This is a genomic window from Trueperella sp. LYQ143 (assembly GCF_046599595.1).
Lineage (GTDB): Bacteria > Actinomycetota > Actinomycetes > Actinomycetales > Actinomycetaceae > Trueperella.
Map to the genome: position 1 here is coordinate 54,906 of NZ_JBKIWR010000010.1, position 15,442 is coordinate 70,347.

The following is a 15,442-nucleotide window of genomic DNA, read 5'->3' on the forward strand; positions in this document are numbered from 1 at the left end:
ATAAAGAACATTCTCATCGTCACTGTTTAACCACCATCGGGCTTCAACACAAAGCCCTAAACCTCGTAGGAGATCCTGATGACTCGTCCTTTCTTCTCCGATCTAGCTTCGCGCTATGCCTTAGCTTTTGGCGGGCAAGGAGCATATTGGCAGCCAGCCCTGCGCAATGCACTGCTTGATCCGCAAACCGGCCCGGAATTACGCGCCTGCTACCAGCGAGCCTGGCAGATTTTGACACCCGTTCGCCCGGATCTTGTGCTGAGTGTGCCCGGCGCATACGAAGAGCTGGATCGCGTGATGAAAGGTGAGGCCGATGCGGCACTGAATCTGCCCACCGAAGCAGCTATCTCGTTGCCCGCCATTGTGCTGACCCAAATAGCACAGTTGATTAACCTCGAGCACACCGACCTGGATCTGGCAGCTAATCCGCCCACAGCCTACCTCGGGCACTCTCAAGGAATTCTCGCTGCTGAATTAGCCCGCCGTATGTATCAGCCTCGCGGTGCTGATAGCGAAGATCAGTCGCAACACACATTGGCAGCACAATGTAGCGACGCCAAGTGCGAGCAGGGCACACCACAGGGCGCCGATACCCGCACACAAAGCCACTCATTGAGCGGCGCAAACTGCGAAAACCCTGATTATCGCTGTGAACTGCGGGCCTCCATACTAGCTGCCGCTCTAGCGATCGGCTATGCCGCGAGCGCAGGCACGGCCCAATATAACTGGTCACAGCCGGAGGGTAGTTCCCCCATGCTCTCGGTACGCGGCGCAATTACTCAACTACCCATCTCTATTCCCGCCGAGGTGTATCCGGCCGTCACTAATGGCCCGCACTCACAGGTATGGGCAGGCAGCCCGCATGAGCTGACGAGATTCCGCGCGGATCTGGAACAGGCCGCCGCCCAGTACAACGCGGATTTAGCTGCCCGCAAATTTGGCGGATCACCAGCCCATTTACAGTGCGATTTCTTATCTATCAGCGCGCCGTTCCACACCGAACTGCTCGCTCCTGCCCTCAGGCTATTAACCGAATGGGCAGATCGGGTATGTGCTGCCAGTGCCGATACGACCAATAACGCTGATAAAGCTGACAAGGCTGGTTTTGGTGACGGTTCTGCTGAGGCTGGCAGCGCTGGTTCTAATACTGGTTCTAGTGGCTTTGGTGACGCCGATAATGCTGGCAGCGCTGAGGACACTGCCAATGCTGGTAATACCTGCCACCTTGGTAACACTGGCAATGGCAATAACGCCGATAGCCTGAATAGTGCCGATTTTACGCATGACAGCACCGCCACCGAAAACGGCACCGCCGCTGGGAATTTTGGCGTATTAGAGCCCGCTACCGTGCGCAAACTCGCCGAAGAGATCCTCGTTTGCCCAGCGCAGTGGCCAGAACATATCACTCGCGCCCAGGAAGCCGGAGTGCTCTGGTTTATCGATCTTGGCCCCAGCGACGCCCTGACCCGTATGAGCGCCCCACTCGTGCAGGGCAGCGGCACTGGATTTATCGACGCCTCCACTGCGGCAGCTATGCAGGATCTCGATACCGCAGGCGTGGAGATTCCCGAACCGCGCTCTTATACCGAATATCTGCCTCGGCTGGTGACCTTACCCGACGGTCGCACTGTCCTTGATACTGCTTTTACGCGACTAACTGGGCGTTCACCCATCATGCTGCCAGGTATGACCCCGACGACCGTCTCTCCCGAAATCGTTGCCGCCGCCGCTAACGCCGGATTATGGGCAGAAATGGCTGGCGGTGGGCAATACTCCGAAGAGGTCTTTACCGACAACAAGAACGGCCTATCCGCACTCCTTGATGCCGGACGCACTGCCGGATTCAACACCATGTTCTTCGACCGTTTCATGTGGAACCTGCAATTCGGCGTCAACCGGATTGTGGCAAAAGCCCGCCAAAACGGCGCACCTTTCGATGCGGTGACGATCGCAGCCGGTATCCCAGAACCTGATGAAGCCCGCGAACTGCTGACCTCACTCCATGCCGACGGCTTCCGTCATATCAGTTTCAAACCCGGCACAACCGAACAAATCCACGCAGTCCTCAATATCGCCCGCAGCAACCCCGAGCACGACATCATCATGCAAATCGAGGACGGACATGCTGGAGGGCATCACTCCTGGGAAAACCTGGATGACCTCCTGCTGGCCACCTATGACGATATTCGCGCAACAAAGAACGTCGTTTTAGCCGTTGGAGGTGGCATCGGAACACCCCAGCGAGCAAGCGACTATCTCACCGGACGCTGGGCCTACGCCTACAACAAGCCCGCCCTGCCAGTGGACGCCGTTTTCGTCGGAACTGCTGCTATGGCAGTAAAAGAAGCCCGCACCTCCCCGCAGGTCAAAGAGCTACTGCGCGATACACCCGGAATCACCGAAGGCTGGATCGCACAAGGAGAAGTCGCCGGCGGGATTACCTCTGGGCTATCACACCTGAGCGCGGATATGTACGAAATCGATAACGCCTCCGCGCGGGCTTCACGACTCCTCCATGAAATCAACGGCGATCCCGAGGCGCTCACTGAACGTCGCGAAGACATCATCGCCGCATTGGCACAAACCGCTAAACCTTACTTTGGCGATGTTGCCGAGATGACCTACGCGCAATGGATCGAACGGGCTATCGAACTGAGCTACCCCTATGCCGATTGGACCTGGCAGGATCGCATCTTTGATCTGTTCCACCGGATCGAAGCCCGCCTGAACCCCACCGATCATGGGCAGATTCCAACCCTGTTCCCCACCTCGGAGGATATTGCCGACGCTCCAGCAGCCCTTGCCTTGCTTCTTGAGCGCTATCCGGAGGCTCGCACGCAGATCGTCCACGCCACCGACGCAGCCTGGTTCGTGGAACTATGCCGCAAACACCATAAGCCGATGCCTTTCGTGCCCGTCCTGGACGGCGATTTAGCGCGCTGGTGGGGAACGGACACCCTCTGGCAATCTCAAGATCCGCGATTCTCGGCTGACGCTGTGCGCATTATCCCTGGACCAATTTCCGTCGCCGGTATTGATCGGATTGACGAACCCATTGGGCAGATGTTTGCCCGCTATGAGCAGGCCGTCGTCGCTGATGTGCAATGCGCAGAAGGCGCACCGGCTGTATTCTCGCGCCTGGCAAACGCCGCCGACGCCGAAGAGTACCTCCGCAACACACCGTTCCTATCCTGGAATGGCAACCTCATGCCTAATCCGCTTGTCAGCCAGGCGGATAGCACTGAGATCTGCACCGACGAATCCGGCATGACGATTCGCGTCACCTGCGATACCTACTGGGATGACCTCACCACAGAAGCCACCTCTGATTCGCAGCCCTATGCAGTGCGCGCTATTGATATTCCGATCCTGCTGCCAGAATCGTGCCACACTGGCGGGTATCCGGTAGTGGATATGGAACGGCTATCCGTCAGTGCCTTTGATCTATTAGCAGGCGCTGCCGGAGTGGGTTCCGTGTCTGCTACGACGGCAGACGCGATCACAGAGCTACCTGCCGTCCAGATAACTGACGGGGATAACGCCCCCTTTGGTCGGGTGCATACAACATTCACTTTTGCTCGCGATCTCGGCCCGATTCATCGCCGCGCCACTGGCGAGGCCTTACATCGCACACCTAGCACGCAGCACCCGGAACAGCTTGCCTCTTTTGTTCCTGACGCGCTCGTTGGCCCGTGCTGGCCAGCCATTTATGCCGCGCTCGGTTCGGCGCGCTACCAGGGCTATCCCGTCATTGAGGGGCTTATCAATGCCGTCCACCTGGACCATACCGTCCGGATTGTCGGGCAGCTCCCTCCGGCTGAGGCGAATATTGATGTGGAAGCCTGGTGTGCTCAGTTGAGTGAATCCTCCTCTGGGCGCGTGGTGCGTGTGGAACTTTTATTGCGCCATGACGGAAAGGTCTGGGCCGAACTGACTGAACGTTTCGCCATTCGCGGCCGCGTCACCTCTGCCCAACCTCCTGCTGCCGCACCGGCACTGAGTAGCGGCGAGGCCATGATAGATACCCCGCGCAGCTTTATTCGCCGGTGGCGAGTGGGCGCGCCGGCAGATATGACTGCCTTTGCGAATATCTCAGGGGATTTCAATCCGATCCACACCTCCTATGCGGCCGCCCAATTAGCTGGGCTGGAGGCGCCGCTGGTGCACGGCATGTGGCTCTCCGCTACCGCCCAACATGCCATGTCTGCTCAACTGATCCCCGATCCGACACTCTCGGCAAACGCCACAACCGGATACCGTATTGAACGCTGGTCATACCAGATGTTCGGCATGGTGAATCTGCGCGATACCGTGGATATTACGGTTGAACGAATCGGGCGGATCGCTGGCGGATCGCTAGTTTTCGAAGCAACCTGCCGTATCGCAGATGAGATCGTCGCTATCGGGCGGGCACACGTCGCACCGCTGCGAACCGCTTATCTCTATCCTGGTCAGGGAATCCAACGGGCCATGATGGGCTTGGAATCCCCCTCGCCGGTAGCTCGCGAGATTTGGCGGCGGGCCGACCAGCATACCCGCACCCAGCTCGGTTTCTCCATCGAAGCTATCGTGCGCGAGAATCCCACCCAGATTACCGTCAATGGCGAGGTATTGCGCCATCCTGACGGGGTTCTCAACCTCACCCAGTTCACGCAAACAGCGTTAGCTACCTTGGCTTATGCTCAGACGGAGGATCTGCGCTCGCGTGGACTCCTCGCCCGCGATGCCTTCCTTGCTGGGCATTCCCTCGGCGAATACAACGCGCTATCGGCCTATGCCCAGATTTTCCCCTTAGAAAAGGTGCTGGAGATCGTCTATCAGCGCGGATCAGCTATGCATCATCTGGTTCCCCGCGATGCTGATGGACGTTCCAACTATCTACTTGGTGCGCTCCGCCCGAACCAATTTGGCGTCAGTCATGACGAAGTGGACGAGTACGTCGCTGGGATTGCTCGCACTACCGGCGAATTCCTAGAGATCGTCAACTACAATCTCGCTGGATCGCAGTATGCGGTTGCCGGAACAGTTGCCGGTATTCGCGCGTTGGAAGCCGACGCGGGGCGGCGCGCTGAGGAAGCCGGTGGGAAACGTCCGTTCATGCTGATCCCTGGCATTGACGTCCCGTTCCATTCTTCTGCCTTGCGCTCTGGCGTGGACGCATTCCGGCACACCTTAGATAACCTGCTACCAGAAAATGTGGATTATCGCCCACTACTCGGGCGTTACCTGCCGAATTTGGTGGCTCGCCCCTTTGAACTGACGCAGGAGTTCGCTCAGTCCATCCTTGACGTCGTGCCCTCCCGTCTAGTTGCCGATTTAGTGGCACAGTGGGATCAGGCGATCGCGCAGCCACAGGCGACCGCACGGACTCTGTTGCTCGAATTATTGGCCTGGCAGTTCGCCTCTCCCGTGCGCTGGATTGAGACGCAGAACTATCTCTTCCGTGATGCCGACGCTGATCCGGCTGGAGCTGGCGTCCAGCAGGCCATTGAAATCGGCCTCGGCTCAGCGCCCACCTTGGCCAACTTGGCAGCAAAGACCTTAGCCGCTGACGAGACTGCTGGTCAGCATGTGGTGATCTGGAATGTTGAACGCGACGCAGCCCGCGTCACCTATACCGATTCGCAGGCAGCGCCCGAGGTATTGGACGCAGCTAGCGATAATCCAGCAGATCGTGGAAATACCGAGAACGAGGCACGTCTTTCTGCTGCGAGCCCTGCCGCGGTAACGGAAAATGCCGAGGTTAACGCCGAAACACATGCCAGCTCAGCAGCACCAGAAACCGCACAGTCGGGGGCGGCGCTACCCAATAGTGCGGGCGTTCTCACCAGCGATTCCTCCGCCGCGATTGCCGCCAGTGACGCCCCTGAGCTGCCTTTGCGCGCCTCGCATGCCGTGGAAATTCTCTTGGCCTACGCTAATCGCATTACCCGCGAACAAATCAGCGCTGAGGATACCGTGGAATCTTTGACAAACGGAGTTTCCTCCAAGCGCAACCAGATCCTCATGGATATGGCCGCAGAGCTGGGCGTTCCGTCCATTGACGGGGCAGCCGAGGCAACGATCAGGACGCTAGCTCCGCACGTTGATAGCGTGGCGGGGACGTACCGCACCTTAGGGCCGGTCTTGCGGGAAGCCGTCACTGCCCGACTGCGAAAACTGCTGGGCAGTGTCGGTGTGAAACCGAGCCATATCTCCGATCGGATAACGAGCACCTGGGGGCTACCTGCTAGCTGGGTCGATCACGTACATGCGGAAATCCTGCTCGGATCGCGCGATGGCGATTCGGTGCGCGGCGGGGCGCTGGCCACACTGCCGCTATCCGTCAGTAGCGCTGCTGATCTGGATGGGCTCATTGATAGTGCTATCTCCTTGGTGGCGGCGCGGCATAACGTACACGTTGCTCCACCACACAGCGGGGCAGGCAACACTAATCAGGTAATTGATTCTGCTGCCTTAGACGATCTCCGTCGTCAGCTATTCGCCGAAGATGGAATTCTCGCTGGTCATGCCCGCGATCTGCTGGCCCGCCTGGGGATGACGCCTAAGGCAGCCCAAGCCGTGGCGTATCTCCACGATCAGCAAGAATCTCTCGGGGCGCTAGCGGAACTCAATACCGCTATCGACGCCGAACTTGGCCCGCGTTGGCTGGAATCCATCACGCCGCGCTTCGTCCGTGAACAAACTGTTTTATTGGATGATCGCTGGGCCAGCCTGCGCGAAGATTTGGCACAGATCTACGCTGGAACTCGCCCGTGTGACGTCCCCCAAGAGCATTTCCGGGGCAGTGGTCACGCTGTGGCAGAACTTGCCCGCTGGTATGCCCGTCAGGACGCTTCCCCACACGCCGAATATTTCCTGGCCGTTGCCGAGCAGGCAGAACGTCCGGCAGATGAGCGCGAATCCGCGGATATTGCGCTGGTTACTGGCGCTGCCCCGAATTCCATTGCGGAAGCTGTGGTCGCCCGCCTACTAGGCCAAGGGGCAACGGTTATTATGACCGCTTCGCAGATCACTCCGGCGCGGCTCGCATGGGCAAAGCGCCTGTATCGCCAGCACGCATCCGTTTCGGCAGCGCTGTGGCTCGTTCCAGCAAATCTGAGTAGCTTCCGTGACGTCGATGCGCTCATTGAATGGATCGGAACGCCATACACCCAAGCCGTCGGGGCAACGACGAAAGTTCTCAAGCCGGCACTACTTCCCACTGTGTTCTTCCCCTTTGCCGCACCTCGGGTGCAGGGCATGATGGGCGATAATCCCAGTGAAGCCAGTGGGCAGATGCGGCTGCTGCTGTGGAGCGTTGAGCGGGCTATTGCCCAGCTTGCACAGCTCGGACGCACGACTGCGATTTCACATCGCGTCCACGTCATTTTGCCTGGCTCACCGAACCGAGGGACATTCGGCGGAGATGGAGCCTACGGTGAAGCGAAAGCCGCTTTTGACGCCATTATGAATAAGTGGTCGGCAGAGCGCTCCTGGCCCGATCGTATTTCCTTGGTTCGCGCCCAGATCGGGTGGGTGCGCGGCACTGGGCTGATGGGAGGCAATGACGTGCTCGTTCCGGCAGCTCAGGCGGCTGGGGTACACGTGTACTCCACCGACGAGATTGCCGAGGAACTGATTGCGCTCACTGACGCGGAACACCGAGCGGCAGCCAGCCGTCAGCCGCTTGATGTCGATCTGACCGGCGGTTTGGCCAGCGCACGCCTCAACCTTGCCGAGCTGGCCGCGCACGAGCGCGCCTCCCAGCAGGCACAACAAGCCGGACAAGCGGGACAATCCCAGCAAACCCAGCAGCACTTTGGTCAGCACAGCGCCGAGTATGCTGGCGGGCAGTTCGGGCAGGTATCGGATACGGGCAACGCTGGCAGGCAGCTATCGTCAGCCAATGAGCAGTTATCGACAACCACTGCTCAAAATAGCGGCGCCCACCTCGGTATTAGCGCAGTTCCACAACCGGCACAGATCGCGGCACTGCCCACCTTGCTGCCAGCTACCATAGCGCCACAGATGCCGTGGCCATCGGTGACAGCGCGCCTGGATGAAACGATCGTTATCGTCGGAATCGGCGAAGTCAGCGCCTGGGGATCGGGTCGAACCCGTTTCGCTGCCGAATTCAGTGAGAATTTCGATCTAACCGCCGCCGGAGTTTTAGAGCTGGCCTGGATGATGGACCTGCTCACCTGGAACGATTCGCCCGTCGCTGGCTGGTATGACCGCGAGGGCAATCGGGTTGCCGAGGAAGATATTTATAAGCGCTTCCGCGATGAGGTGATTGCCCGCTGTGGAATCCGCGAATTAACCGATACTGAGCACATCATCGAAAGCGGATCGAATGACGTGATAACCGTCTATCTCGAATCCGATCAAGAGTTCTCAGTTTCTGACGAAGCCGAGGCAGAGCGATACCGCCTAGCTGATCCGGACTTCACCGAGATATTCCCTCTCGACGAGCGGGATCTCAACAGTGAATGGATTGTGCGCAAACGAGCTGGTGCGCCGGTGCGCGTCCCGCGTCGGGCAGCATTGAGCCGGCACGTCGCCGGTCAACTCCCTGAGGGATTCGATCCGCGTAAGTGGGGAATCCCGGCCGCTATGGTTGACTCCCTTGATCCGGTGGCTGTATGGAATTTAGTGACGGCTGTCGATGCCTTCACTCATGCTGGATTTAGCCCAATTGAGCTACTTCAAGCTGTGCATCCAGCCGAGGTATCCTCCACGCAGGGCACCGGAATCGGCGGGATGAACTCCTTGCGCAAGGTGTTCCTCGATCGTTTCCTCGGTGAAGATCGCCCCCAAGATATTCTCCAAGAGGCACTGCCTAATGTTGTGGCTGCTCACACCATGCAGTCCTTTATCGGTGGATATGGGCAGATGACTCATCCGGTAGGGGCATGTGCCACTGCGGCAGTGTCTATCGAAGAAGCTGTCGATAAGTTGCGCCTGGGCAAGTCGCAATTTGTGGTTGCGGGCGGTATTGACGGGATTTCCGTCGAATCCCTCACCGGATTTGGGGATATGAATGCCACTGCCGATACGGATGCCATGCTGGCGCAGGGGATTGAGCCGCGCTTTATTTCGCGCGCGGGAGATCGCCGTCGGGGCGGATTCTTGGAGGCAGAAGGCGGCGGAACGATTTTGCTCACCACGGCAACGGTAGCGGCAGATCTGGGGTTGCCCGTCTACGGGGTTATCTCCTACGCTCAGTCCTTTGCCGACGGAGCACATACCTCTATTCCGGCTCCGGGTATGGGTGCGCTCGCTGCTGGCCGCGGCGGATCAGCTTCTCACCTGGCCCGTTCTTTGCAGGCATTAGGGCTGACGCCAGATGACATTGCTGTGGTATCGAAGCATGACACGTCTACCCATGCGAATGACCCCAACGAAGCGGAACTACATGCCCGCCTTGCTCGCGCTTTGGGGCGAAGCGACGGCAATCCGCTGTACGTCATTTCCCAAAAGACGATCACTGGGCATGCCAAAGCAGGAGCAGCCGTATTCCAAATCGGCGGCTTGTGCGACGTATTCCGCACTGGGCAGTTACCGGCCAATCAGGCGCTGGATTGCGTGGATCCGGTCATGCGCGAACACGCCCCACTGGTGTGGCTGCGTGAGCCGTTGACGCTACGCGAGCCAGTTCGCGCCGCCATGTTGACCTCATTGGGATTCGGGCATGTGGCAGCGCTCGTCGCCCTTGCACATCCGAGTGCCTTTATGGCGGTTTTGGCGGCAGAACGTGGGAATGAGGCCGTGGCGCAATGGCGGAATTGCGCCCAGAAACGACTGCGCCACGGGCAGGGGCGCTTCGAAGCCGCGATGACGCATGCTGCCACCTTGTTCACGCCTATTGCGCATCGGCGTTTTGATCAAGCAGATGACGCCCACGAGGTTGAGGCAGCCCTGCTTTTGGATCCGCAGGCGCGGCTCGATAGCGACGGCGTCTTTCGGCAACAGCGGGCGTAGCCACCCCGCACAGGGTTTCTTATCCTCTGCAATAGCCACATAGAAAGGTATCTATACAAATGAGACGCGGTATTGGCATCGATCTGGTTCATATTCCATCTTTTCAGGCACAGATGGAACAACCTGGAACTCAGTTCGCTCATGTTTTTACCGCACGTGAGCGGCGTGATTCTGGACTTCATACTCAATCACGCCCCTCATCACCCCCACCTGCGCGCACCTATGCTTCTTTGGCAGCTCGTTGGGCTGCTAAGGAGGCAGCGGTTAAGGCGTGGTCCGATTTGCTTTTCGGCGAACCACCCATGATTGCGCCGCAGGATTTTTCTTGGAGCGATGTTGAGGTGATCCGTGACGCCTGGCATCGCCCCCAATTGCGCTGGCATGGGCAAGCAGCCGCCCAGTTGGAGGCCTTAGCGACGCAACGTATGAGCCGTTACTGCTGGTCTGTGTCTTTAAGTCATGACGTGGACTATGCCGTGGCCTGGGTTGCCGTCAGTGAAGAAGACGCCAGCGGGCCTCTCCCTACTCACGATCCGAGTTTTCCGCTCACATAACCTCATGTCCCGAGGTACGCGATATCTCTAACTTGTCACCTGATCCGCTCAAAGGAGAAAGCTATGACTGTTTTATCTATCCGACCTGTTCTTGCCGATACCTGGGTTCCCCGCGCTTCGCTGGTGCGCGATATTGCTCTCAGCGTCACCGGCGCTATCGCAGTGGGAGTTCTTGCTCAGGTCAGTGTTCCCGTCTGGCCGGTTCCAATCACCGGACAAACGCTCGGCGTAATGGTCGTCGGCGCAGCTCTTGGCGCACGCCGAGGAGCACATGCACTGTTGCTGTATCTTCTGCTAGGGCTGGCAGGAATGCCGTGGTTTGCTAATTTCACTGGCGGGATGGCAGCGATTGCGAAACCGTCCTTTGGCTTCATCATTGGGTTTATTCCGACGGCTTACGTCATTGGCCGGCTGGCAGAACGCCGGTGGGATCGCCACCAGTGGTTATCCTTTGCGGCTTTCGGAATTGCCTCGGTTATTCCGTTCCTATTTGGCGTGCCGTATATGTGGTGGATGCTGCACCAGGCGGGTACGACGTTGAGCCTGGCAGCAACCCTTAACACTGGAGTCACTCCTTTCATTCTTGGCGGGGTTGTCAAAATGATTCTTGGCGTGGCGATCATCAGCGCACTGTGGAGATTTACCACACCGACGCATCGACGGTGATCTTTCTGGTAGGAACGCAGGCAGCGAGTAGGCTTACTCGCTGCCTGTTTTTATCTATCTGCTCATATCCCGTTACTATCACCGTATTCCCGCGCCATATTCTCCCCGTTTTTCGTCGCTTTCTATTTCCATCTGGAATCCGGACGCCGGTTTTACTAATTTGCTGGCAGTGCCAAGACTCCATCCGGCAGGAATATTCGAATGAGCGGCAATTCTGCGGAGCATACAAGATCCTTTCGCGTTTATCAGTGGAGAGTTTTCTGCTGCTTCCTCTCCTCGCCGCGCGGATTACCTCGCCCTGCTTGTTGAACATGCCCGAGCTGCTCGTCGGTATTGCTAGAATCTAGCCATAAATTCCCTATCGCATTGAGGAGCTAAATATGAGCGATTCAACCTCCCCCCCCCGTAACGTAGCCGGAGATGGCAACGGCGGCTATCTGCCAAACTCAGCCGCACAATATCCTCATTCCGATCCCAACTTTTACAGCGCGTCTACCAATCAACAATCTGGCTACTATCAATCCGCGTCTGCACCCTATGGTTATCCTGCCCAGCAAACCTCAGTGTATGGCTACTCCCAGGGTTCGCCGGCGTTTTCAGAGCGATCTAAAGTTGTGGCCGGGGTTCTTGGAATTCTGATCGGGGCACTCGGCATTCATAATTTCTATCTCGGCTTCAAAAGCAGGGGGCTTGCTCAGCTCCTCATCACCGTTCTTTCTTTAGGGATTCTCTCCATTATTTCTGGTATTTGGGGCTTAGTGGAGGGTATCTGTATCCTCATTGCCAAGCCTGGAGATCGGGCTTCTTTCGATGCCGACGGGCGAGTGCTGCGCTCCTAGCTGCATCTGATTGCGTTGCGGCAGGTTACGGCGATGGGCCACCTACTCCAGCGAGCCGTATAACAAAGAGCCATATAACAAAAACCCCTAAGCTCATCATCATGATGACTTAGGGGATCTATGGCTCCCGCGGTTGGACTCGAACCAACAACCTGCCGATTAACAGTCGGACGCTCTGCCATTGAGCTACGCGGGAATGTGCGTCAAAGACGAATTAAGACTAGCAATAAAAGCCCGTCAGGAAAAGTTCGCAGTTGCGAGGCTAGTCACAACCGCAGACCTACCAGGTGGCATATTGACCGCTCCTCCGCCCGATACTACCGGCTCGCCTGGCGGTATGCCCGCGCCCGAACGAATCGTTGACGCACCTGCACCCCAAGAAACACAAGGATAAAAACGCACCCATAAAACACTGCCATTCCCGCAGAAGTCGCCGCCCCCGTCCAGTAGGCCACCCAGAACCCGCACACCGCTCCTCCGCCCGCAATGACGCCAGCCAAAACCACCATGATGCCGAGCCGGCAGGTCAGGAGATAGGCGGTAGCTGCTGGCACCACAATCAAGGAAATCACCAGGATTGCCCCTACCGCATGGAACGCCGCCGTAACCGTCAGGGACACCAAGAACATGAACATTCCATTGAGCACACCAGAACGCATCCCCAATAAAGTGGCGAATTCGTTGTCGAATGTTGTTATTTTCAGCCGGTGATAGCACACCGCGATAAAGCTAAGATTCACCGCTAATACGCCTAACATGACGTACATATAGCGCGGTCCATACGAGGTTCCGTTGATCATAAGTTGATCGAAAGAAATCAGATTCAGATCACCGACGAGGACCGCGTGCGTATCGAGATGAACATTCGCAAAATTCAGGGTAATCATAATGACGCCAGCGGAGAAGAGCGCCGGAAAGATGAGGCCCTGCGGCGCATCTCCCGTCAGCACCCCTAAACGGGCAAGATATTCACTGCCTAATACGACGAAGACCCCAGCAAGCGTTGCCCCCACGATTAACAGGGGCGAACGCAGATCGTGTGTGAAATAGTAGCCGACGACAATCCCCGGCAATACTGCGTGACCCATGCCGTCAACCAGCATGGAACTGCGGCGCAACACGACGAACACTCCAGGAATAGCGCACGCCACTGCCGTCACTACCGCCAAAAGCAGCGTCCCCATAAGAAAACTCATCAGTTTTCCTCCTCTGTGCTACCGGCGGAACTGAACGAAGAATTGAATGCGGAACTGAAGGCGGGCGGGCTCACGGTATCTTCAGAAAAATCCTGCTTGCCTGATCTAACAGCAGCCGGTACGCCCACGTGGGAAGGTACCTGGAGTGGCGAACAGTGGTCAGACCTCGCCGCGTGCAGTTCGGAACCAGCGGCATATTCCTCTGATCCGGCGCTATACCCCTGAGAACTGGGCAGGTGAGAATCCACAGAGGTATCCGGTTGTGCCGAGCAGGAGTCGGTATGTGCTGTTAGATCTTGAGACCGATATATTGAGGGCAAGGCGTCCACTCCCTCCTGCAGCACGCCGCGAAGGCTTTTCGGCTCAGAGCCGGACGCATTTTCTGCCGTCTGCCGCATAGCAGCCGAACGCTCTGCTACCACAGCCCGCATAAGTTCCTGACGCGCCCGCCACCGATGGATCATCCGCACCACAACCGAACGCCCCGGAGCGCACACAATCGACACCAGAAAAATAACAAACAGTACGAGCACGATAAGCGGTCCGGTGGGGATACGCCCCATCCGTATGGATAGATATGCTCCTAGTGCACTGCCCGTCGCTCCCAGTAAACCGGCGAGGAATACCATTGTTCCCACTCGTTTCGTCCATTGGCGGGCAGCCGCCGGTGGGGTGACGACGAAAGCCACCATGAGCACTAGGCCCACTGATTTCACCCCGATCACCACTGCCACCGCAATCGTCGTAAACATCACCACGTCAATTAGTTTTCCTGGCATCCCTAACACGTGGCAGTACTGCGGATCGAACGAGCGCAAAGTGAACTCTTTCCAGCACACTAGCGTTACCCCGATGACGATTACTCCAACAATGATGCAGGTGTAAAGGTCCTGATAGGTGATAACGGAGGCGTTACCAAAGAGATAATCCTGAATCCCGCCTTTTCCAGGGTAGGCGCCATTGGCAATAATTTTCATCAGTAGCATGCCCGCCCCGAAAAAGGTGGAGAGCACTATTGCCATCGCGGTATCAATGCGAATTTTTGAATGTAGTTCAATCATATTTGCCAGTACGACGGCCAGCGTTCCAATAACCACTGCTCCGATAACAAGCCCGAGGATATTACGCCCATTAGCCCCGAAATTGACAAGTACGAGGAACGCCAACAGAGTCCCAGGCAGAGCCGAATGTGAGATGACGTCGGAGCTGAGAGATTGTTTGCGCAGATAAGCGAAAGAACCAAGCATTCCGGAGATGAAGCCGATAATCGTCGTGCCCCAGAACACCATTCGGAACGTATGGTCGGCAAAGAATTCCCATATACTCACGACGCAAACCTCACGAAAGCGTTGTCGTGACCGCTGACCTCGTAGGCTCGGCGGATTGCTTCTTTGGTGAAGGCGCAGGCTGCTGGACCAGAGGACATAATCGTGCGGTTAATGAGGGTGACGTAATTGCAGTAATCGGTTACGGTTGCCAGATCGTGATGCACAATGATGACGGTTTTTCCTGCGTGGGTTAAGCCGTGCAGGACACTGAGGATCGCAGCCTGGCTCTTCGCGTCCACCCCTTGAAAAGGCTCATCCATGATGTAGAGGTCGGGTTCTTGGACGAGAGCACGGGCTAGAAAAACGCGCTGGCGCTGCCCGCCGGAGAGTTCCCCGATCTGGCGTCGAGCCAAATCAGCGATGCCGACTTTTTCGAGTGCCGAGTGTGCCAGGGCTTTGTGCTTCTTGCCGGGGCGTCGGAAAAAGCCACATGAACCATAGGTGCCCATTGTTACCACATCGAGGACGGTAGTCGGGAAATCCCAATCGACGGTATTGGATTGCGCCATATATCCGACGCGATGGCGCACGCGATCCAGTGGTTGCCCGAAAAACTGCACCTCGCCGGCAAGGGGTTTAACCAGGCCCAACATTGCCTTAATCAGGGTTGATTTTCCTGCTCCATTCGGGCCGACGATTCCCATGACGACTCCGACGGGCACCTGGAAATCTACTGACTGTAGTACCGGATCGCTCCGATAGGCTACTGATAACTGCTGGGTGCAACAGGCAATATCAGACATCGCGGGTGATAGGCCTTTCAATGTGATGATGTGTGGGCGAGGAGGGGTGCAGGCGGGGGGGGGGGGGGGGGGGGTGTTCCCCCCCCCCCCCCCCCCCCCTCCCCTCCCCAGCACCCTCAACACTTTTCTTTCCTTCCTTTTTCTCCCCCCCTA

8 protein-coding genes and 1 tRNA gene are annotated in these 15,442 nt (G+C 57.5%); 4 read left to right on the forward strand and 5 right to left on the reverse strand.

The window, feature by feature from the left end; translation table 11 throughout:
* Positions 1 to 78 precede the first annotated feature (78 nt).
* The 3 genes from ACLHIL_RS05090 to ACLHIL_RS05100 all read left to right on the forward strand — a co-directional run bounded on the left by ACLHIL_RS05090 (position 79) and on the right by ACLHIL_RS05100 (position 11,183).
* Positions 79 to 9,963: a fatty acid synthase subunit beta domain-containing protein gene (locus ACLHIL_RS05090; protein WP_411296873.1), complete on the forward strand. Its 9,885-nt coding sequence runs from the start codon at positions 79 to 81 to the stop codon at positions 9,961 to 9,963.
* A gap of 59 nt (positions 9,964 to 10,022) precedes the next feature.
* A complete protein-coding gene (locus ACLHIL_RS05095) occupies positions 10,023 to 10,517 on the forward strand; it encodes a holo-ACP synthase (RefSeq protein ID WP_411296874.1) in 495 nt (164 codons plus the stop codon).
* Between the two features lie 63 nt (positions 10,518 to 10,580).
* Positions 10,581 to 11,183, forward strand: coding sequence for a biotin transporter BioY (locus tag ACLHIL_RS05100; protein ID WP_411296875.1), 603 nt, complete (start codon positions 10,581 to 10,583; stop codon positions 11,181 to 11,183).
* Positions 11,184 to 11,261: 78 nt separating this feature from the next.
* Here the strand turns inward: ACLHIL_RS05100 and ACLHIL_RS05105 are convergent, their stop codons facing one another.
* The gene (locus tag ACLHIL_RS05105) at positions 11,262 to 11,408 is read right to left on the reverse strand and encodes a hypothetical protein (protein WP_411296876.1); all 147 of its coding nucleotides are present in this window, start codon (positions 11,406 to 11,408) and stop codon (positions 11,262 to 11,264) included.
* 155 nt (positions 11,409 to 11,563) lie between these two features.
* On the opposite strand from ACLHIL_RS05105, the gene ACLHIL_RS05110 reads away from it, so the two are divergent.
* Positions 11,564 to 12,022 (forward strand): TM2 domain-containing protein, encoded by a 459-nt coding sequence (locus tag ACLHIL_RS05110; RefSeq protein WP_411296877.1) that lies wholly within the window; start codon positions 11,564 to 11,566, stop codon positions 12,020 to 12,022.
* Between the two features lie 121 nt (positions 12,023 to 12,143).
* On the opposite strand, the gene ACLHIL_RS05115 is transcribed toward ACLHIL_RS05110, so the two are convergent.
* The 4 genes from ACLHIL_RS05115 to ACLHIL_RS05130 form a co-directional block, all read right to left on the reverse strand.
* A tRNA-Asn gene (locus tag ACLHIL_RS05115) sits at positions 12,144 to 12,218 on the reverse strand.
* 121 nt (positions 12,219 to 12,339) lie between these two features.
* Positions 12,340 to 13,218, reverse strand: coding sequence for a metal ABC transporter permease (locus ACLHIL_RS05120; protein ID WP_411296878.1), 879 nt, complete (start codon positions 13,216 to 13,218; stop codon positions 12,340 to 12,342).
* On the reverse strand, positions 13,218 to 14,546 hold the full coding sequence (locus tag ACLHIL_RS05125; protein WP_411296879.1) for a metal ABC transporter permease: 1,329 nt from the start codon (positions 14,544 to 14,546) through the stop codon (positions 13,218 to 13,220). The genes ACLHIL_RS05120 and ACLHIL_RS05125 overlap by 1 nt, the downstream gene beginning before the upstream one ends.
* Positions 14,543 to 15,289 carry a metal ABC transporter ATP-binding protein gene (locus ACLHIL_RS05130; protein ID WP_411296880.1) on the reverse strand — a complete coding sequence of 249 codons (747 nt, stop codon included), beginning with the start codon at positions 15,287 to 15,289 and terminating at the stop codon, positions 14,543 to 14,545. The genes ACLHIL_RS05125 and ACLHIL_RS05130 overlap by 4 nt, the downstream gene beginning before the upstream one ends.
* Positions 15,290 to 15,442: the final 153 nt, after the last annotated feature.